Origin of the sequence: Streptomyces sp. MK7 (assembly GCF_032658145.1) — a bacterium.
GTDB classification, from domain to species: domain Bacteria; phylum Actinomycetota; class Actinomycetes; order Streptomycetales; family Streptomycetaceae; genus Streptomyces; species Streptomyces spiralis.
The window spans coordinates 92,271-112,050 of the sequence record NZ_JAVACL010000004.1 but is presented as its reverse complement, the minus strand read 5'-3'; the positions used below and the strand labels follow the sequence as shown (position 1 = coordinate 112,050).

At 72.9% G+C, this 19,780-nt stretch carries 17 protein-coding genes; 4 read left to right on the top strand and 13 right to left on the bottom strand.

Annotated elements, in window-relative coordinates; genetic code table 11:
* Positions 1 to 99: 99 nt before the first annotated feature.
* Positions 100 to 1,626 (bottom strand): aldehyde dehydrogenase family protein, encoded by a 1,527-nt coding sequence (locus R2S09_RS07240; protein ID WP_316740188.1) that lies wholly within the window; start codon positions 1,624 to 1,626, stop codon positions 100 to 102.
* Positions 1,627 to 1,878: 252 nt separating this feature from the next.
* Here R2S09_RS07240 and R2S09_RS07235 point away from each other — a divergent pair, with 252 nt between their 5' ends.
* Positions 1,879 to 2,259, top strand: a complete 381-nt coding sequence (locus R2S09_RS07235) for a hypothetical protein (RefSeq protein ID WP_316740187.1) — start codon at positions 1,879 to 1,881, stop codon at positions 2,257 to 2,259.
* A 43-nt stretch (positions 2,260 to 2,302) separates the two neighbouring features.
* Here the strand turns inward: R2S09_RS07235 and R2S09_RS07230 are convergent, their stop codons facing one another.
* The 6 genes from R2S09_RS07230 to R2S09_RS07205 form a co-directional block, all read right to left on the bottom strand.
* Positions 2,303 to 3,001: a hypothetical protein gene (locus tag R2S09_RS07230; protein ID WP_306186391.1), complete on the bottom strand. Its 699-nt coding sequence runs from the start codon at positions 2,999 to 3,001 to the stop codon at positions 2,303 to 2,305.
* Between the two features lie 537 nt (positions 3,002 to 3,538).
* Positions 3,539 to 4,528 carry a malate dehydrogenase gene (locus R2S09_RS07225; RefSeq protein ID WP_306186393.1) on the bottom strand — a complete coding sequence of 330 codons (990 nt, stop codon included), beginning with the start codon at positions 4,526 to 4,528 and terminating at the stop codon, positions 3,539 to 3,541.
* A gap of 454 nt (positions 4,529 to 4,982) precedes the next feature.
* Positions 4,983 to 6,047, bottom strand: coding sequence for a DUF2690 domain-containing protein (locus R2S09_RS07220; RefSeq protein WP_316740186.1), 1,065 nt, complete (start codon positions 6,045 to 6,047; stop codon positions 4,983 to 4,985).
* 82 nt (positions 6,048 to 6,129) lie between these two features.
* The gene (locus R2S09_RS07215; RefSeq protein ID WP_316740185.1) at positions 6,130 to 6,663 is read right to left on the bottom strand and encodes a helix-turn-helix transcriptional regulator; all 534 of its coding nucleotides are present in this window, start codon (positions 6,661 to 6,663) and stop codon (positions 6,130 to 6,132) included.
* Between the two features lie 281 nt (positions 6,664 to 6,944).
* Positions 6,945 to 7,487 (bottom strand): DUF3017 domain-containing protein, encoded by a 543-nt coding sequence (locus R2S09_RS07210; RefSeq protein WP_306186399.1) that lies wholly within the window; start codon positions 7,485 to 7,487, stop codon positions 6,945 to 6,947.
* A complete protein-coding gene (locus tag R2S09_RS07205) occupies positions 7,477 to 8,331 on the bottom strand; it encodes a bifunctional methylenetetrahydrofolate dehydrogenase/methenyltetrahydrofolate cyclohydrolase (RefSeq protein ID WP_306186400.1) in 855 nt (284 codons plus the stop codon). Before R2S09_RS07205 ends, R2S09_RS07210 begins: the two co-directional genes overlap by 11 nt.
* Positions 8,332 to 8,619: 288 nt before the next feature.
* Between R2S09_RS07205 and R2S09_RS07200 the strand changes: the two genes are divergently transcribed.
* Positions 8,620 to 9,183 (top strand): hypothetical protein, encoded by a 564-nt coding sequence (locus R2S09_RS07200; protein ID WP_306186402.1) that lies wholly within the window; start codon positions 8,620 to 8,622, stop codon positions 9,181 to 9,183.
* Between the two features lie 121 nt (positions 9,184 to 9,304).
* On the opposite strand, the gene purH is transcribed toward R2S09_RS07200, so the two are convergent.
* On the bottom strand, positions 9,305 to 10,867 hold the full coding sequence (gene purH / locus R2S09_RS07195; RefSeq protein WP_306186403.1) for a bifunctional phosphoribosylaminoimidazolecarboxamide formyltransferase/IMP cyclohydrolase: 1,563 nt from the start codon (positions 10,865 to 10,867) through the stop codon (positions 9,305 to 9,307).
* Positions 10,864 to 11,493 carry a phosphoribosylglycinamide formyltransferase gene (purN, locus tag R2S09_RS07190; protein ID WP_316740184.1) on the bottom strand — a complete coding sequence of 210 codons (630 nt, stop codon included), beginning with the start codon at positions 11,491 to 11,493 and terminating at the stop codon, positions 10,864 to 10,866. The genes purH and purN overlap by 4 nt, the downstream gene beginning before the upstream one ends.
* Positions 11,494 to 11,789: 296 nt before the next feature.
* Between purN and R2S09_RS07185 the strand changes: the two genes are divergently transcribed.
* A complete protein-coding gene (locus R2S09_RS07185) occupies positions 11,790 to 12,647 on the top strand; it encodes a hypothetical protein (protein ID WP_316740183.1) in 858 nt (285 codons plus the stop codon).
* Positions 12,648 to 12,899: 252 nt separating this feature from the next.
* Here R2S09_RS07185 and R2S09_RS07180 read toward each other — a convergent pair whose 3' ends face one another.
* Positions 12,900 to 14,678: a DUF6350 family protein gene (locus R2S09_RS07180; RefSeq protein ID WP_306186408.1), complete on the bottom strand. Its 1,779-nt coding sequence runs from the start codon at positions 14,676 to 14,678 to the stop codon at positions 12,900 to 12,902.
* Between the two features lie 96 nt (positions 14,679 to 14,774).
* Here R2S09_RS07180 and R2S09_RS07175 point away from each other — a divergent pair, with 96 nt between their 5' ends.
* Positions 14,775 to 15,710, top strand: coding sequence for a sigma factor-like helix-turn-helix DNA-binding protein (locus R2S09_RS07175; protein ID WP_316740182.1), 936 nt, complete (start codon positions 14,775 to 14,777; stop codon positions 15,708 to 15,710).
* A gap of 93 nt (positions 15,711 to 15,803) precedes the next feature.
* Here the strand turns inward: R2S09_RS07175 and sucD are convergent, their stop codons facing one another.
* The 3 genes from sucD to R2S09_RS07160 form a co-directional block, all read right to left on the bottom strand.
* Positions 15,804 to 16,688: a succinate--CoA ligase subunit alpha gene (gene sucD / locus R2S09_RS07170; RefSeq protein ID WP_306186411.1), complete on the bottom strand. Its 885-nt coding sequence runs from the start codon at positions 16,686 to 16,688 to the stop codon at positions 15,804 to 15,806.
* Positions 16,689 to 16,716: 28 nt separating this feature from the next.
* On the bottom strand, positions 16,717 to 17,895 hold the full coding sequence (gene sucC, locus R2S09_RS07165) for an ADP-forming succinate--CoA ligase subunit beta (RefSeq protein ID WP_306186413.1): 1,179 nt from the start codon (positions 17,893 to 17,895) through the stop codon (positions 16,717 to 16,719).
* A gap of 569 nt (positions 17,896 to 18,464) precedes the next feature.
* Positions 18,465 to 19,577 carry a hypothetical protein gene (locus R2S09_RS07160; protein WP_316740181.1) on the bottom strand — a complete coding sequence of 371 codons (1,113 nt, stop codon included), beginning with the start codon at positions 19,575 to 19,577 and terminating at the stop codon, positions 18,465 to 18,467.
* Positions 19,578 to 19,780 lie beyond the last annotated feature (203 nt).

The following is a 19,780-nucleotide window of genomic DNA, read 5'->3' as shown; positions in this document are numbered from 1 at the left end:
AGGTGGGGGTCCGGCGCACGGAGGGCTGCGGCGTACGGCGTCTGCGGCGTACGGGGTCTGCGGCGTACGGGAGCGGCTTCGCTGCGTACGGGGCGGGGCTCAGCCCGCGAACCAGCGCACCGGCTTCGGCGCGAGGTTCTGGTACAGGTGCTTGGTCTCGCGGTACTCGGCGAGTCCGGCGGGTCCCAGTTCGCGGCCCACTCCGCTCTTGCCGAAGCCGCCCCACTCCGCCTGGGGCAGGTAGGGGTGGAAGTCGTTGATCCAGACCGTGCCGTGGCGCAGCCGGCCCGCGACCCTGCGCGCCCGGCCGGCGTCGGCGGTCCAGACGGCGCCGGCCAGACCGTACTCGGTGTCGTTGGCGAGCAGGACGGCCTCGTCCTCGGTGCGGAAGGTCTCGACGGTGAGGACCGGTCCGAAGACCTCCTCGCGGACGACCCGCATCGTCCGGTGGCAGCGGTCGAGGACGGTCGGCTCGTAGAAGTAGCCGGTGGCGGGCCGGGTCCGGTCGGCCTCGGGCCGCTTGCCGCCACAGCACAGCACCGCGCCCTCGGCGAGCGCGGAGGCGACGTACGCCTCGGTCTTCGCGCGCTGCTGCTCGGAGACGAGCGGCCCGCACTCGACGCCGGGCTCGGTGCCGCGGCCCAGCCGGATCCGTGATGCGCGGCGGGCGAGTTCGGCGACGAACCGGTCCCGGACGGGCTCCTCCACGATCAGCCGGGCGCCGGCCGAGCAGACCTGGCCGCTGTGGATGAAGGCCGCGTTGAGGGCCTGGTCGACGGCGGTGTCGAAGCCCTCGTCGGTGGCGCAGGCGTCGGCGAAGACGACGTTGGGGTTCTTGCCGCCCAGTTCGAGGGCGACCTTCTTGACGGTGGGGGCGGCGGCCTGGGCCACCTTCGTGCCGCTGGCCAGGCCGCCGGTGAAGGAGACGAGGTCGACGTCGGGATGTTCGGCGAGGCGGGCACCGACCGTGCGGCCGGGGCCGGTGACGATGTTGGCCACCCCGGCGGGCAGGCCGGCCTCGATGAGCAGGTCGACGAGGGCGACGGTGGTGAGCGGGGTGATCTCGCTGGGCTTGATCACGAAGGTGTTGCCCGCGGCGAGCGCCGGGGCGATCTTCCAGCTGGCCTGGAGCAGCGGGTAGTTCCAGGGGGTGATCAGGGTGCAGACACCGACCGGTTCATGGACGACGACGCTGTGGACGTCGGGCGTACCGGCGTCCACGACCCGGCCGGGTGCCTCGGCGGCGACCAGGTCGGCGAAGTAGCGGAAGGCGTCGGCGACGCAGTCGACGTCGACGCGGCCCTCCTCCAGGGTCTTGCCCGCGTCCCGGCTCTCCAGCAGGGCGAGCTTCTCGCGGTCGCGCACCAGCAGGCCGGCGACCTCACGCAGCAGGGCGGCGCGCTCGGCGACGGGAGTGCGCGGCCAGGCGCCGGCGCCTGCGTCGAAGGCACGCCGGGCGGCCTCCACGGCCCGGTCCGCGTCCTTCTCGTCGCCCTCGGCGACCACGGCGAACGGCGTCGCGTCCGCGGGGTCGAGGATGTCGCGCGTGGCGCCGGAGACCGCCTCCCGCCACTCCCCTCCCGCGTGAATCGTGGTGCGCGCCGTGCGTTGCGTACTGTCCGCCATGATCGGTGATGCCTTCCGTTCCTGCCTGGCTGCCCTGGGTGACGCGGGTGTCACCCACAGGGACCGTGAGCGCCTGCCCCCTCCCCACGAATTGCATGCGCAATCCATGACCGAAAGTGTTCGGCGTCACGGAATTTGAAGGCATAAAGGGACGAAAGCGGCAGACTTCGATCAGCCAGTGGCCGATCGCCGGCTTCCGCCGGTCACCGCCCACTGGTCCATCAGGTCGCGGACGCACCGGCGCAGCCAGGCGTGCGCCGGGTCGGTGTCACCGCCGTCGCCGTGCCGCGCACCGAACGCTCCGCGCGCGGCGACCCCGACCCGCTCGGTACCCTGCCGCTCACCGCCGTGCTGGTCGCCGTGCTCTTCGGCATCATCGAGAACCTGGCCCACGGCTGGGACTCGCCCGGCATCGTCGTCGCATTCACCGCGGGCGCCCTGCTCACCGCCCTCTTCGCCCGGCACGCCCTGCGCTCGCCCGCCCCGCTGTTCGACCCGCGCGTTCTCGCCTCGCCCCGGCTGCGCGCGCCGCCACCCTGGGCACCGCCGGCGGCTTCTTCGGCCTGTTCTCCCACTTCTAGGGCCTGTCCGGCGGATCATGGCGCAGACGCGGGGGCTGGCACGCCGGGTTGATCGGCGCCGCTACTTACCTGCACCTTGATCCGCCGGACAGGCCCTAGCCGCACCGACCGCCCGGTGGGCAGAAGGAGTTCAGTGCGGCGGTGAGCGTGGCGCGGATGCGGGCGGCGGGAAGGGTGGCGGGGCCACTGACGCGGAGGGCGTAGAGGGTGCCGTCGGCGGCCTGGAAGCGGTGGTCGACGACCTGGCGGGGGCCCTTGTCCGTGTCGTCGTAACGGTAGGTCAGCTCGGCCCAGGTGGGGCCCGAGTCGCGGTCCAGGGCCTCGTAGCCGGGTTGCCGGGCGAAGCCGTAGCCGGGGTCGTTCTCGGCCAGGTCCAGGGAGGCGGCCGGGGAGTCCTCCGCGACCGCGAAGATCTGGAGCTGACGGCCGTCGGACGGGGAGTCGTAGTAGACCACCGGCGCCTTCTCGCCCTGCTTCTGCCTGCGGGTCCAGCCCTCGGGGACGTCGAGCGTGTAGCCGACGGGGTCCTGGGCGCGGCGGTAGCCGGGGGCGGGTGCGGTCGCGGGGGCGGCCGGGGGCGAGGCCGCGGCATCCTGGCCGGGGCCGGTCGCCGGGGTGCCGTTCCCCGCCTCGGCCGTGTCCCGCGAAGAGGGGAGCGCCGGGGAGGCCGGGGGCGAGGTGGTCACGGTGACGCCGGTCGCCGGGCCGGCCGACGCGCCGGTGGAGCCGTCCCGCAGCAGGACGTACCAGACCCCCGCGCCGGCTCCCGCCCCGAGCACGGCCGCCGCGGCCACCGTCGCCAGGACGCGGCCCCCGCGGTGAGCCCCGCCCGCGGGGCGCCGCGCCGGCGCGGGCGGCGCGGACGGCGCGTACGGCGGAGACGACGGGGGCGCCGCGGGCGGCACGTACGGCGAAGGCGACGGGCCCGCCGCGGGCGGCAGGTACGGCGAGGGCGGTGTGGGCGGCGGGGTCCCCCAAGGGGGCGGCAGCGGGGTGCCCGTCCGGGTCTCGGCGGACGCCCACGGCGGCTCCGGAGACGGTCCCTCCGGTCCTCCCCAGGCCGCCTGGCCTCTGTCCTCGCTCGGCTCGTGCTCCGGTCCCGAACCGGAGCTGTGGCCGTCCCAACCGCTCATCCTGAACCCCCCGAGGCCACCCCGCCGGGTACCGCCGTACCGCCGTACCGATTTCGACGTCATTCGCGCCATTCGACGGTAGCGGCGAAAACGGCCACGGGCCCCGTTCCGGACGAAACCGGAACGGGGCCCGTGCGGGGTCGTGACGAAGCGAGCCCTACGGCGAGGGCCGCTCGACTCGGATCGGCCCGGACCGGCTCAGATGAGGCCGAGGCCGCGGACCGCCTCGCGCTCCTCCTCGAGCTCCTTGACGGAGGCGTCGATGCGGGCGCGGGAGAACTCGTTGATGTCCAGGCCCTGGACGATCTCGTACTTGCCGTCCTTGCAGGTGACCGGGAAGGAGGAGATCAGGCCCTCCGGGACGCCGTAGGAGCCGTCCGACGGGATGCCCATGGAGGTCCAGTCGCCGTCCGCCGTGCCGTTGACCCAGGTGTGGACGTGGTCGATGGCGGCGTTGGCGGCGGAGGCGGCCGACGAGGCGCCGCGGGCCTCGATGATGGCGGCGCCGCGCTTGGCGACGGTCGGGATGAAGTCCTCGGCCAGCCACTTCTCGTCGCCCACGACCTCGGCGGCGTTCTTGCCGGCGACGGTGGCGTGGAAGATGTCCGGGTACTGGGTGGCGGAGTGGTTGCCCCAGATGGTCAGGCGCTTGATGTCGGCGACCGTCGAGCCCGTCTTCTTGGCGAGCTGGGTCAGCGCGCGGTTGTGGTCCAGGCGCGTCATGGCGGTGAAGCGCTCGGCCGGTACGTCCGGCGCGGCGGCCTGGGCGATCAGCGCGTTGGTGTTGGCCGGGTTGCCGACGACCAGGACCTTGATGTCGTCCGCGGCGTGGTCGTTGATGGCCTTGCCCTGCGGCTTGAAGATGCCGCCGTTGGCCTCGAGCAGGTCACCGCGCTCCATGCCCTTGGTGCGCGGGCGGGCGCCGACGAGGAGGGCGACGTTGGCGCCGTCGAACGCGACGTTCGGGTCGTCCGTGATGTCGATGCCCTGAAGGAGCGGGAACGCGCAGTCGTCCAGCTCCATGGCCGTGCCCTCGGCGGCCTTCAGGGCCGGGGTGATCTCCAGGAGGCGCAGCTTGACCGGCACGTCCGCGCCGAGCAGCTGGCCGGAGGCGATGCGGAAGAGCAGGGCGTAACCGATCTGGCCGGCCGCGCCGGTGACGGTGACGTTCACGGGAGTGCGGGTCATGGCGTTCTCCGTATGACAGCTGGCGGTCGGGGCGTCCCTGCCCCGGGGTGCGGGATCCCCGCGTCCGGTTGGTGGCCGTACGCCCGCCGCGATGATCGATCAGGGGTACGGATGATCGATCTCTTGGCGTCAAGAGAGATCCACGGTCAGGCTATCGCGCATCCGGCATCCCGGACTGCCGCCCCCCTGTGGCCCGTCCCACAGACGGCACGGTGAAGAAGCCGCGAAGAAGTGGCGCGCCGCACGCATGGGATACGCCGTTCGGGGCACGCGAACCTCACCCCCCACGGGAGTCCGGTTTTCCGGCAACCCCCCACGGCGGCCGCCTCAGTCACTCCTCTCCCGGACGGGCGGCCGCCTTTCTTCCGCTCGTCCGGCCGGGACGGACGTCTTCCGTGCGGAGGGCGGCCTCTTCCGCTCACGTCGTGCGAAGGGCGCGCCTGCCTCCGCCGGTTCACGTCGTGCAGCCCGTCCGTCCCGACGCCAGCGTCACGCACGCCCTCGCCTGGGCGGCGTCCTTCACGGCCACCATCGGTGTGTACGCGATCGTGTCGCCGGGCTCGGTGACCTTGTCGGTCTCCGTGCGCGTGCCGACCGTCACCTGTACCTGGTCGCCCTGCGCGGCCTGGGTGATACGGCCCCAGGCGGTGCCGCAGGTCTTGCTGTAGCGCACTTCGACGACGGTCGTCCCCACGGTGACGCTGCGGGCCGTGGTCACCAGCTCGCCGCTGCACCCCATGGCCTCGGCGTCCTTGCCGGTGCAGCCGCTCCCGTCGCACTTCACTCCGGGCGGCAGGCCGGCGCCGGTGCTCACGGACGGCGACGGTGATGTCCTCACGACCGGGGCCTTGCGCCCGTCGTCGCCGCCGGTGAAGTGGAAAACGGCGCCGACCACCACCAGCACCGCGACCACGCCCGCGAGAAACATCGTCAGCTGCCGCCCCCGCGCCCCGAACCGGCTCGGCGTACCGGTCCGCGGTGGGCGGGGGCCGGATCCCGGGGCCGGCGCGGAACCGGAGGCGGCGGCGGAGACGGGGGCCGCCTCCCGCGCGTCCCGCGCGTCCGCGTCGGAGACCGTCGGCTGCGGCGGCACCGCCGTCGGGGACACGCCCGCCGGATCCGCGACCCCGGGCGCGGGCAGCCGCAGTGCCGCCGCGGCGCTGCCGACCGTGCGTGCGCCCGGTGCGTCCAACGCCGCCCGGGCCTGGGCGATCCGGATGGCCTCCATGGTCCTGTCGTGGCGCGACTCCGCGCGGCTCCAGGCCCGCTCGGCGAGCTCCCACATCGTGGTGAGGTGGACCGGGTTGCTGCCGGTGACCTCGGCGAGGGCGACCACCGCCCCCTTGGGCGCCAGGAGCCGGCCGCCCAGGTAGCGCTCCCACGACGTCCTGCTGTAGCCGGTGCGGTCGGCGAGCGCGGCGACGCTCAGACCGCTGCGGTCGACCAGCCGCCGCAGCTGCCCCGCGAACTCCTTGACCTGCGGGTCGAGTTCATCGGGCAGGGCCTTCCAACGAGCCATCGCGACTCCCCCTCTTCCCCCTTGCACGGATTGCCCGTGCCTGCCCGGCCGTTGGGCGACTTCTCCCCAGATCCCTAGTTTGTCACCCCAGGGCAAGAGTGCCCACGACGGCGGTGAGCACCAGGGCGGCGAGCAGCACGACGGCATACAGCAGGAGCCGTCCGCCCGGCCCGGGACGCGGCCGTTCCTCCGGCCGGTCCCACCAGGGCACGGTGGGGACTTCCTCGTAGGCCTCGTGGGTCTCGTGGGTCTCGTAGGCGTCGTGGGCGTCGTGGGTCCGGGTCGTCTCGACCTGAGCGGCCCCCTCCGCCACCGCGTCCGTTTCCGGCACCGCGGCCGGTCTGGGCCAGACCTTGACGGCCATCTCCCAGCGCACGGTGTGCCGTTCGGCGTCCGCGCCGGTCAGGCCCGCGACCCGGCACAGGGCGGCGGCCGTCTGCCGCGGCGGCGGCTGGCCGGCGTTGAGGTAGCGCTGCCAGGAGGACTTGCTGTACGCCGTGCGCGCACCCAGCGCGGCCAGGCTGAGGCCGGTCCCGTCCTTGAGGAGCCGCAGCTGCTCCACGAAGTGCCGTACTTCCGGCGGCAGATCCTCCGGTAGCGGCTGCCAGGCGCCCATCCCACACCTCCCGGCATCCTCGCGTCGCCCCTCGCGGAGAGTGACGAGGACGGCGGGTGGATCGGTTCCCACGCCGCGCGCGGGCACCCCTGTGGCAGAGCGCGGACACCGTAGCGGAATGGTCACTTCCGTGCCACAGCGCGCGGACAGCCGTTGAACAGGCCGTTCACCATGCAGGAGTGTTGTTCCCGACGGCGGTCCGTCCTTACTCGGGGGAGAGGATGGGCCGCCGTCACCGTAGCCGTACGGAGGTAAAGACGCCGTCAGCCGTCCGACAGCTGTTAGCTGTTGCGGACCGTGAAGTGCAGCGCGTCGTCCAGGAACGGGATCTCCAGCCAGGGCTTCGGCTGGGCAGCAAGCGCCAGCAGCACGATCGCGCAGCCCAGGATCCCGTAGGTGACGATGTCCGTGAAACGGGAGCGGACGGCGAGCATGCCGACGCGGGGCAGGACCCAGCGCAGCACGGCACCGCCCAGCAGCCCGGCACCGATCAGCAGCAGCCCCACCCGGAACGCGTCGAAGGCGGTCACCAGCAGGCCGAGCCCGACCAGGACCAGCACGGCGAGCAGCGGCCACTGCCGCGCGGGGGCGGGGGCGTCGCTCGATGCGGCACGGCCGCCGCCCTCGGGCCGTGCCGTGTCCTTCGTCAGCAGCGGGAAGCGGCGCGTGACCCGCCGCGGCCGGGCTCCGGCGTCCGGCGCGCCGCCCGGGTCCCGGGCCTGGTCCGGCCCCTGGTCCCGGCCGGCGTCCCGCGTCTCCTGCGCATCCTCTGTCTCTTGCGCGTCCCGTGCGTCCCGCGGGGCGCCGCTCGCCTCAGCCGACACTGCGCTCCGCCGCCTCGACCACGTTGACCAGCAGTTCGGCGCGCGTCATCGGGCCGACGCCGCCGGGGTTCGGGGAGAGCCAGCCGGCCACCTCGGCGACGTCCGGGTGGACGTCACCGACGATCTTGCCCTCGGCGTTGCGGGAGACGCCGACGTCGAGGACGGCCGCGCCCGGCTTGACGTCCTCGGCCCGGATCAGATGGGCCGCTCCGGCCGCGGCGACGATGATGTCGGCCCGCTTGAGATGGGCGGACAGGTCGCGGGTGCCGGTGTGGCACTGGGTGACCGTGGCGTTCTCGCTGCGCCGGGTGAGCAGCAGCGGCATCGGACGGCCGATGGTCACCCCGCGGCCGACGACCACGACCTCGGCGCCCTTGATCTCCACGCCGTAGCGGCGCAGCAGCGTCAGCACGCCGTTGGGGGTGCAGGGCAGCGGGGCCGGCTCGTTGAGGACCAGACGGCCCAGGTTCATCGGGTGCAGGCCGTCGGCGTCCTTGTCCGGATCGATCAGTTCGAGGATGCGGTTCTCGTCGATGCCCTTGGGCAGGGGCAGTTGGACGATGTAGCCGGTGCACGCCGGGTCCTCGTTGAGCTCCCGGACGACCGCCTCGATCTCCTCCTGGGTCGCGGTGGCCGGCAGCTCGCGCTGGATGGAAGCGATGCCGACCTCGGCGCAGTCGCGGTGCTTGCCGGCGACGTACTTGCGGCTGCCGGGGTCGTCACCCACCAGGATGGTGCCGAGGCCGGGCGTGACGCCCTTCTCCTTCAGCGCCGCCACCCGGGCGGTCAGTTCGGACTTGATCGCGGCTGCGGTGGCCTTGCCATCGAGAATCTGGGCGGTCATGCCACCATCCTCGCGGATGACCACCCCACGGTTCCAATCCGGGTGGGCATGTCGGACCCGGCCGGGTGGCCGTCGCCCCTCCTCCGCCTCTCCGCCTCCGTGATCGCGAGGTTGCACTTGCACAACACCTGCGAAATCCGGCTGGACAAGTAAGCAACTGGTCAAGAACGATGAGGAACCACAGTGCCGCGGGCAGCTCATCGGGGGGACGGACCGCTTTCTGTAGAACTCTCCTCCGTGCGGTGCCGCGCGTCGTCCCCGCACGTGATCCACGGAGGAAACATCGCCATGAGCTACGGCGACCCGAACAATCCCTATGGCGCCCCGCAGCAGCCGGGTTACGGCGCCCCGCAGCAGCCGGGCCAGGCGCCCGGTTACGGCTACCCGCAGGCCCCGCCCGTGCAGCAGCCGTACGGCGTCGGCGTACCGGAGACGATGCCGGGCAACGTCTCCGCCGCCCGGGTGATGATGTGGGTGATCGTCGGCCTCCAGGTGCTCGGCGCGGCCCTGTTCGCCGTCGGCGCGGCCACGATCAACGCGGCGAAGGACGACGACAGCCTCAAGGACAGCGCCGCCTTCCAGCGGCTCGCCGACTACTCGACCGGCCGGCTGTGGGCGCTCGTGGTGTTCGCGGTGGTCTGGGGCGTGCTCGCGGCCGTCCTGGCCACGAAGTTCAGGACGGGCGGCAACGGCGTCCGGATCACCATCATGGTGTTCGGCATCGTCACCGCGGTCATCGCCCTGTACCCGTTCACCGTCGCGGGCATCGTGCACCTGGTGCTCGCCATCCTGATCGCCTGCTTCGTCGGCGGTTCGAAGGGCAAGGCCTGGTTCAGCCGGCCGCGCTACTGATCGCGCTGCCGGCGTCGGACACCTGTCCGGGCTGACACCGGGTCGCGACGGCGACGGCCTCCGGCCTCTCCTCGAGGAGGGCCGGAGGCCGTCGCGCGTATCGGATCGCTCCGTCAGGCGCTCAGTGGAAGAAGTGGCGCGTGCCCGTGAAGTACATCGTCACGCCCGCCTTCTTCGCGGCCTCGACGACCTGCTCGTCGCGGATCGAGCCGCCCGGCTGGACGATGGCCTTCACGCCCGCCGCGATGAGGATCTCCGGGCCGTCGGGGAACGGGAAGAACGCGTCCGAGGCGGCGTAGGAACCGCGCGCCCGCTCCTCGCCCGCCCGCTCGACGGCCAGCTTGCAGGAGTCGACACGGTTCACCTGGCCCATGCCGACGCCGACCGAGGCGCCGTCCTTGGCGAGCAGGATCGCGTTGGACTTCACCGCCCGGCAGGCCTTCCAGGCGAACGCCAGCTCGGCCAGCTCGTCGGCCGCCAGCGCCTCGCCGCTCGCCAGTGTCCAGTTGGCGGGGTCGTCGCCGTCGGCCTGGAGGCGGTCGGTGGCCTGGAGGAGGACACCGCCGTCGATCTGCTTGGCCTCCACCCGGTTGCACGGGCCGCTCGGCGTCTTCAGGATGCGGATGTTCTTCTTCCGGGTGAGGACTTCCAGCGCGCCGTCCTCGTAGTCGGGCGCGACGATGACCTCGGTGAAGATGTCGGCGACCTGCTCGGCCATCGCCTTGCTGACCGGCCGGTTCACGGCGATGACACCACCGTAGGCGGAGACCGGGTCGCAGGCGTGCGCCTTGCGGTGCGCCTCGGCGACGTCCGCGCCGACCGCGATGCCGCACGGGTTGGCGTGCTTGATGATCGCGACGCAGGGCTCGTCGTGGTCGTACGCGGCACGGTGGGCGGCGTCCGTGTCCGTGTAGTTGTTGTACGACATCTCCTTGCCGTGCAGCTGCTCGGCGTCCGCGAGCCCGCCGCTGCCGTCGGCGTACAGGGCGGCCGGCTGGTGCGGGTTCTCGCCGTAGCGCAGGGTGTGCCTGCGCTCGTAGGTGGCGCCGAGGAAGTCGGGGAACGGCGAGTCGTCGGCCGGGGCGTAGGAGAAAGCGAACCAGGAGGCCACGGCCACGTCGTAGGCGGCCGTGTGCTGGAAGGCCTCGGCGGCCAGCCGCTTGCGGGCGGCCAGGTCGAAGCCGCCGGTCTGGACGGCGGCGAGGACGTCGGCGTACCGCGCGGGGCTGGTGACGACCGCCACCGACGGGTGGTTCTTGGCGGCGGCGCGGACCATCGACGGGCCGCCGATGTCGATCTGCTCCACACACTCGTCGGGCGAGGCACCGGAGGCGACCGTCTCACGGAAGGGGTAGAGGTTCACGACGACCAGGTCGAACGGCTCGACGCCCAGCTCGGCCAGCTGCCGCCGGTGGTCCTCCAGACGCAGGTCGGCGAGGATGCCCGCGTGCACCTTGGGGTGCAGGGTCTTGACCCGGCCGTCCAGGCACTCGGGGAAGCCGGTCAGCTCCTCGACCCTGGTGACGGGCACGCCGGCCGCGGCGATCTTCGCGGCGGTGGAGCCGGTGGAGACGAGTTCGACGCCGGCCTCGTGCAGCCCGCGCGCGAGCTCCTCCAGACCGGTCTTGTCGTAGACGCTGACGAGCGCGCGCCGGATGGGCCGCTTGTTGCTCTCGGCGGTCACTGGATAACTACCTTTCGTCCCTCGATGCGATAGCCGTTGCGGGCGAGAAGCCCCACGACCTCGACGAGCAGCCTTCGCTCGACTTCCTTGATGCGCTCGTGCAGCGCGCTCTCGTCGTCCTCGTCCCGGACCTCGACCACGCCCTGGGCGATGATCGGCCCGGTGTCGACGCCGTCGTCGACGAAGTGGACGGTGCAACCGGTGACCTTGGCGCCGTACGCCAGCGCGTCCCGCACACCGTGGGCCCCGGGGAAACTGGGCAGCAGGGCGGGGTGCGTGTTGACGAACCGCCCGCCGAACCGCGCGAGGAACTCCTTCCCCACGATCTTCATGAACCCGGCGGAGACGACGAGGTCGGGCTCGTGGGCGGCGACGGCCTCGGCGAGCGCCGCGTCCCACTCCTCGCGCGTGCCGTAGTCCTTGACCTTCCGCACGAAGGTCGGTACCCCGGCGCGCTCGGCGCGCGCGAGCCCCTCGATGCCGTCGCGGTCGGCGCCCACGGCCACGATCTCGGCGCCGTAGGCCTCGACTCCGGTCTCGTCGATCGCGTCGAGGAGCGCCTGCAGATTGGTGCCGGATCCGGAGACCAGCACGACGAGGCGCTTGGCCACGGGCTTGGCGGCCACGGTGGGGCCCTTTCTCGGGGGAGCTGTTTTGTACGGTCGCACGAATGCTTCGGGCCCCCGGATACGGGGAAGCCTACGAACCGGCCGACCGTCAGCAACGATACCGGCACTCCGGACGGCCCCCATGGGACGGGGGCGTGGCCGGAAGGTAGCGTCTGGGGGGACGGGGTTCGGGAACGCGATGGCGGCATGGTGCGTTCACCAAGACAGAGCCCACGTCAGCTCACACGTCAGTCCAGCCGTACTCACGCGTACGTCCGTACGTAACACAGTCACAAGGGGAAGACGCTCACTTGATGCCGGACCGCAGTCTGCGACTCCTCACGCTCCCCCCGCAGCCCAGGCAGGGAGGGGAGCGCGGCGCCGTGCTGCTGCGGGAGCGCCCCGCCTCGCCGCCGGACGCGCCCTCGGGCGGGGACAACGGTGACGGCCGGGGCGGCCCGGCCCAGGACGGCAACCCCTTCGCGCCCCCGCCCGAGGGCACACCCGACCGCCCGTGGCAGCCTCGCCACCCTTCGGCCTCCGACTCCGGCGGGAACTCCTCCGGCGGGAACTCCTCCGGCCAGGGACAGGGCTCCGGCGAGGGGGCCGGCCCCGGCGAGGGGGGCGGCCCCGGCGAGGGCGGCGGGTACACCCCCTGGGGCAGCCAGTGGAGCGACCGCCAGCCCGGCCGCTCCCCCGACGGATTCGGCGAGCGCCCGCAGCGGCCCGGCGGCGGCCCCGAGGGGCCGGGCGGCGGACGCGGCCCCGGCATGCGCTGGGACCCCACGGACCCCGCACAGCGTCGCGCTCGGTACGCCCTGCTGTGCGGCATGTGGGCCTTCTTCTTCGTCCTCTTCGGCTGGCAGTACGTGGCCCTGCTGCTCGGCGCGCTGGCCCTGTACTGGGGCATCAGCTCGCTGCGCACCAAGTCACGCAGGCCCGACCCGAACACGGCCGCGGTGGCGGAGAGCCGCCCCCAGACGACGGCGGCGGTCAGCGGCCTGGTCACCGCGTCCCTGGCCCTCGCCCTGGTCGCCACGAACTTCGCCGCGCAGTTCGTCTACCGCGACTACTACACGTGCATGAACGACGCCCTCACCAGCCAGGCCAAGCAGTCCTGCGACCAGCATCTGCCGCGTGAGCTGCGGGGAGTGCTGGGGATGGACGGCTGAGAGAGCGGCGCTGCCGCCTGCGAGCTCCTGCCTGCGGCGCTGCTGCCTGCGGCGCTCCTAGGACCTTTCGTTTGGATCAGGCCGGATCAGGGAGCGGGGTCTGGTGCTGGGGGCACCTCCCACGCCGTTCAGGCAGTGGGGGAGGATCGCAAGGCGGAGGAGGGCGTCAGGGCGGAGCCATGGCAACCGACGACAACGCGGCGAGGCGCGGTGCCAGGGCCCGCGAGCCCGGCGTGATCCAAACGAAAGGCCCTAGCGAGGGGTGGGGGTGTCGGGTGCCGGTGGGGCTTCCGCCGCTGGTGGGGCGGTGGGCGGTTCCGCCGGTGATTCTGCCCGCGGTTCTGCCGGCTTTTCGAGATCGGGATCGGTCGGTTTCTCGAGGGCGGACGGTTTCTCGGGATCGGCTGGCCGGCCGGGATCGGTCTCTGCCTCGGGCGCGGTCGGCTCCGTGGCGTCCGGTCCCGGTGTCGCGGGTGTCGTCGCCGCTCGTCTGAGGGCCTCCCAGCGAGCCCGGCGGGCGGCTTCGCCGTCCTGCCAGGCGGCCGGCTCGGCGTTCGGCGGGTCGAGGGGCAGTACGTCGTACGGTTCCAGGGCGGGGTCGTAGCCCAGGGTCAGGTCTGGGCCGGTGTCCGGCAGCCGGGTCGCCGGGGCTCCGCCGTCCCGGGGCCGGCCGATCCGCCGCTCGGTCCCGTCGGGCGCCGGCGCCCGGCCGCCGCCCCAGTAGCGCCAGGCCCGCACCACCAGCGCCGTCGGTACGGCCGCCGTCGCCGTCCACAGCAGCGCGGCCCCGGCGACCTGCCATCCCACCGGACCGAACCGGGAGAGCCCGGAGTCCCCGAGCGCGCCGCCCGCCAACTCCGCGAACACCCCTAGCCCGATCGCGCACAGCAGGCAGCCCAGTCCCGCTCCGGCGGCGGTCCGCCGCCACGACCACGCCCGCTTCGGACCGGCCACGTTACCCTCGGCGTCCCGTCCGTCGCGTACGGCGCTTCCCGCGACGAACCAGCCGATGGTCAGCCCGGCCGCCACCGGTACGGCGGAGGCCGCCCAGTTCAGGGAGGTGCCGGGGCCCGCGTCCGGTACCGCCGCGAGCAGCGGGAAGGGCGGCAGCATCGGTCCCGGGTCGGAGGCGAAGGGGTCGACGGCATGGCCGGCGCCGAGCAGGAAGCCGGGCCCGAGGGCGTACGCCACCGCCCACACCACCGCGTTCGGCAGCAGCGCCAGGCACAGCAGCAGCACCGCGAACCGTCCCGACCAGCCCTCCGTCAGCCGCAGGAACGCCCCCTGGGCCGTCCCGGAATGCCCCACCAGCGACACCCCGAGGACGAGCGCGCCGCCCCCGCCGAAGACCACCGCCCCGGCCCCCGCCGCCCGTGCCGAGGCGCCGAGGCGCACCCGTGGCCCCGGCCCGAGCAGCAGACGCCGTACGCCGGGTGGCAGCGGGCCCAGCACCCGTTCCAGGGGCGCGCGTGGGCAGCCGTACGCCGCCCAGACGCCGCTGCCCGCCGCCACCGCGGCGACCAGCGGTACCCACATGGCCGTCCACACCCAGGAGGGGCGCAGCGTGCCGCCCGCCGCGTACGCGGTCGCGGCGCCGGCGACGCCGAGGTAGCCGACGACGACGCCGGTCCAGGCGGTGCGCGCGGGGACGAGCGGGCCGCCGTCGCCGCCGTCGGCCGCGTCCCGCGCCGCCCGGTGCACCAGCAGCGCGGGCAGGGCGAGCAGCAGCAGCGGGGTCACCCCCAGGGGTGCGGGCGCCCCGGTGAGCGTGTTGGTGCGGACCAGTTCGGCTCCGTGCGCCAGCAGCCACAGCGCGGCGGCGACGTGCAGCGCGCCGCCCGGCCCGCTGTCGGGGTACGGCGAGCTGATCCACAGGGCGATGACGAGCACGGCGAACGAGCCGAGCCCGAGTCCCGCCGCGACCACACCGCCCACGAATCCGGCGCCGAGTCCGGGTGAGCGGTCCCGTACGCGGGTGCGCAGGTGCGGCAGGGGCGGACGTCGATGGGTCGTCTGGATCACGCCCGCCATGCTCCCAACGTCACACGCGTTCCCGGCGTAACAGGCGAACCTCCGAAGTGTCGCTCAATATGTGTTCATGTGCTTATTCATACGGAAGGACGCACCATGACGGACGGTCACGCGGACCAGGCGCTGACGCCCGCTCAGGCTTTCGACGCGCTCTACGCCTTCTGTGCCCCGGCGCTCATACGCCAGGCCTATCTGCTCACCGGCCGCCGCGAGCGGGCACGTGCCGCCGTGGAGCGCGCCTTCCGACTCGCCTGGCAGCGCTGGCCCGAAGTGGCCCACGACCGGGACCCGGCGGGCTGGGTGCGGGCGACGGCGTACGAGTGCGCCCTCTCGCCCTGGCACCGCTTCATACCCCGCGGGCACCTCCCCGACCCGCCGCCCGATCCCGTCGACCGCGTGCTCCAGCGGGCGCTCCTGCGGCTTCCTCCGTCCTACCGCCGCACACTGGTGCTCTACGACGGCGTCGGCCTCGACCTGCCGGAGACGGCGGCGGAGACGGAGGCCAGCACCCCGGCGGCGGCGAACCGGCTGCTGCACGCCCGGGAGGCCGTCGCCGCACACCTGCCGGAACTGGCCGACCCGGCGGAACTGCACCGGCGCCTGGTCCGGCTGGGCTCGGCCGGACACCTCACGGCGGCCGGATCGCCGCCCTCGCCGTCGGCCTCGTCCCCCTCGTCCGCCACTCGTCCGACCGCCGGACCGCCGACAGCCGGGCGACCGACAGCCGGGCGACCGACAGCAGGGCGACCGACAGCAGGGCCGGTGGCCCTGCGGACCGCCGGGGAGCGCAGCTGCCGTTTCTGGACCCGGTCCGCCATCGCGCTCACCGTCACCATCGTCGGCGCGACCGCCCTCACGCTGCGGACGGCCCCCACCCACTACCTGGCGCCGGTGCCCCCCGGCCATCCGGTCCAGGGGCTTCCCGCGCAGGGCATGCTCGGCCCCTTGTCGCAGCACGAGCTGAAGCTGAGCACCAAGCTGCGGAAGGAGGCGGCGGGAGGGCCGGCACGGCTGGATCCGGAGGCGCGGTAGTGAGAGCGGGGGCTCCGGCCGGACATGGCGGTGGGCCCGCCCCCTTCGCAGGGGACGGGCCCACCGATGTTCCGTCAGGAGACCGAAGCCTGCTCAGCCGGCGAGGATCTCGCGGGCGAGCTTGGCCGTCTCGGTCGGGGTCTTGCCGACCTTGACGCCGGCGGCCTCCAGGGCCTCCTTCTTCGCCTGGGCGGTGCCGGAGGAGCCGGAGACGATGGCGCCGGCGTGGCCCATGGTCTTGCCCTCGGGCGCCGTGAAGCCCGCGACGTAGCCGACGACCGGCTTGGTCACGTTCTCCTTGATGAAGGCCGCGGCCCGCTCCTCGGCGTCGCCGCCGATCTCGCCGATCATGACGATCAGGTCGGTGTCGGGGTCGGCCTGGAAGGCGGCGAGCGCGTCGATGTGGGTGGTGCCGATGATCGGGTCACCGCCGATGCCGACGGCCGTGGAGAAGCCGATGTCACGCAGCTCGTACATCATCTGGTACGTCAGCGTGCCGGACTTCGACACCAGGCCGATGCGGCCCGGCTTGGTGATGTCGCCCGGGATGATGCCGACGTTGGACTGGCCCGGGGTGATGATGCCGGGGCAGTTCGGGCCGATGATGCGGGTCTTGTTGCCCTTCTTGCCGGCGTACGCCCAGAAGGCGGCCGTGTCGTGCACGGCGATGCCCTCGGTGATCACGACGGCCAGCGGGATCTCGGCGTCGATGGCCTCGACGACCGCGTCCTTGGTGAACTTCTCCGGCACGAAGATGACGGAGACGTTGGCGCCGGTCTTCTCGATGGCCTCCTTGACGGTGCCGAAGACGGGTACCTCGGTGCCGTCGAAGTCCACGGTCTGACCCGCCTTGCGCGGGTTCACGCCGCCCACGACGTTGGTGCCGTCGCCGAGCATGAGCTTGGTGTGCTTCATGCCGGTGGCGCCGGTCATGCCCTGGACGATGACCTTGCTGTCCTTGTTGAGCCAGATAGCCATGGTGTCTTGATGTCCTCGTCCTCGGTGCTTACTTGGCGGCGGCCAGCTCGGCGGCCTTGTCGGCCGCGCCGTCCATGGTGTCGACGCGCTGGACCAGCGGGTGGTTGGCGTCGGTGAGGATCTTCCGGCCCAGCTCGGCGTTGTTGCCGTCGAGGCGGACGACGAGCGGCTTGGTGACCTGTTCGCCGCGACCCTCCAGGAGCTTCAGGGCCTGGACGATGCCGTTGGCGACCTCGTCGCAGGCGGTGATGCCGCCGAAGACGTTGACGAAGACGGACTTGACGTCCGGGTCGCCCAGGATGATCTCGAGGCCGTTCGCCATGACCTGGGCGGAGGCGCCACCGCCGATGTCCAGGAAGTTGGCGGGCTTGACGCCGCCGTGCTGCTCACCGGCGTACGCGACGACGTCCAGGGTCGACATGACCAGACCCGCGCCGTTGCCGATGATGCCGACCTCGCCGTCGAGCTTGACGTAGTTGAGGCCCTTCTCCTTGGCGGCCGCCTCGAGCGGGTTGGCGGCGGCCTTGTCGTGGAGCTCCTCGAAGTCGGGGTGACGGAACTCGGCGTTGTCGTCGAGGGACACCTTGCCGTCGAGCGCGATGACCTCACCGGAGGCGACCTTGGCGAGCGGGTTCACCTCGACCAGGAGGGCGTCCTCCTTGATGAAGGTGTCCCACAGCGTGATCAGGACGTTCACGACCTTGTCGGCGACCTCGGCCGGGAACTTGGCGGCCTCGACGATCTCGCGGGCCTTGGCCTCGTCCACACCGTCGATGGCGTCGATCGCGATCTTGGCGACGGCCTCGGGACGGGTGGCGGCCACCTCCTCGATCTCCACGCCGCCCTCGACGGAGGCGATGGAGAGGAAGGTCCGGTTGGCGCGGTCGAGGAGGAAGGAGACGTAGTACTCCTCGACGATCTCCGGAGCCGTCTCGGCGATCATGACCTTGTGGACCGTGTGGCCCTTGATGTCCATGCCGAGGATGTCCGTCGCGCGGGCGACGGCCTCGTCCGGGGTGGCGGCGAGCTTCACGCCACCGGCCTTGCCTCGACCACCGACCTTCACCTGGGCCTTGACGACCGACTTGCCGCCCAGCCGCTCGGTGATCTCGCGCGCCGCCTCAGGCGTGTCGATGACTTCACCGGCCAGCACCGGTACACCGTGCTTGGCGAAGAGGTCCCTCGCCTGGTACTCGAACAGGTCCACGCGCTTCCGTCCCTATCAGTGATCTCGCGGTTCGTTGGATGCGTGGGCGTGCCGCGAAGGGCAACGTGACGTCCGCTCTGTGTCACAAGGGAGGCGCACACGGTGTCCGAGCGCGCGGCATGTCCATCTCGCAGGTTATCTCCGCTCCCGGACCCGCCCTAAATCAGGGGTCACACGTGAGCGGTGATACCTGTCACATGATGCCGCGCTCTCTGGCACCGCGTGCCGGGTGTGCGGGACCTCACCGGGCTGGGGTTGACCCGGTGAGGTCCCTTGAACAGCCCCGAAGGGCCCAGGGCGGATGATCCCCACCCCAATGGGGACCAGCGGCCCTTCCGCGGAGTTCCAAGGGACTGCCGGACGAACCGACGGTTTTCGGCCATCCGGGTCCACCGGGTCCGCGGAGACAGGGGGGCGGGAGGGGCCGGGTCCCGTCCCGCGCCTGCCAGGGGAGTCCTCCGGGCAGGACTGCCGAGCACGGCTGCCAAGAACGGCTGCCAAGCAGGGCTGCCCGGAAGGACTGCCGGGAAGGCCGGCGGAAGGGACGGGGCCCGGATGCCCGGATTCGCCTAGCCGGGGTATACGGGGACGTCATCACGCACGTCCCGGGTTCCGGCATCCGTGCGGGAGGTGACGGTGCTCCGCGCCTGGGGCAGCGGGGCCCGGCCGCCGGAGGTGATGGCGTGCGGGTCACCGTGGATCGGCTCACCGGAGTCGGCCGTCGACCGGGTGCCCACGACCCCGTCCGGGTCGCCGCCGGGCACCTGCCGGGCGGGGGCGTACGGGGCCGCGGAGGGGTGGTGCACGGCGCGCGAGGTGCCGTGCGTCGCGGCCTGCCCGGAGAGCGGGGGCAGCGGGTGCGCCGACCGCGGTCCGAAGGCGATCACCGTGGCCGGCCCGGCGGCGCGCTCGGCCGTACGGGGGTGTCCGTGGGTGCGATGTCCGTCGGCACGGTGCCCGGCGGGCGCCGCGACCGTCGCACCGGGCGGCTGCTGCGGAAGAGTCTGGAGCCGGGGCTCGGAGGCCGTGGGGGCAACGGGCGCGGGCAGCGTGACAAGTGCGGGCAGCGTGATGGGCGCAGGCAGTGCGATGGACGCGGGCAGCGTGACCGACTGGGGCAGCGTGATGGGCGCGGGCAGTGCGATGGGCGCGGGCAGTGCGGGGTGCGGCAGCACGCTTCCCGCGTCCCCGAGCCCGGACGGGGCGGTCACGGGCGTTTCGGGCAGGCCGGGCAGGTCTGGGAGAGCCGGCAGGCCGGGCAGGTCCGGTGACCCCGGCACGTCGGACGAACCGGCCAGGTCTGGTACCGGTACGTCGGGCAGGTCCGGGAGGTTCGGTAGATCCGGGAGGTTCGGTAGGGACACCGCCGCAGGAGCCTTCGTCGTCGCCACCGCCGGCTCGGTCGCCGGACGGACGGCGCGGGCCTGCACCGGGAGAGCCGGCAGGTTCTCCCGGCCGTGGTCCGGGCGGTCTGTGGCCGCGTCGCGCCAGGTGGCCGCGTTCCGGACCGCGACGGGCGAGGGCACTCTCGGCCCGCCCTCCGCGGCCTGCGCCCGCTCCCCGCAGAGGAATCCCAGGACGAACAAGGCCCCCACCAGCAGGACCAGTTGCAGCGCACGCCGCCCGGCCGCCGTGCGCATCGCGCGCAGGACGGCAGCGGGCAGGGCTGCTGGCACGGTCAAGAGGGGACGGTTCCTTCCCAAGCGGGCGACACACCGCCGAACGAGGCATCGATCCTCGCACGGGACTCCAGCGGTCGCGCAAGCCCGCTGTTACCGATGGGTAGGCATGTCCGTTTTGCTGGCCGGGCGTGGTCGACAAGTCGTCAGCGCACCGTCAGCTTCGCTCCGTTGGGCGGTTCTCCGTTGGGCGGTTCTCCGTTGGG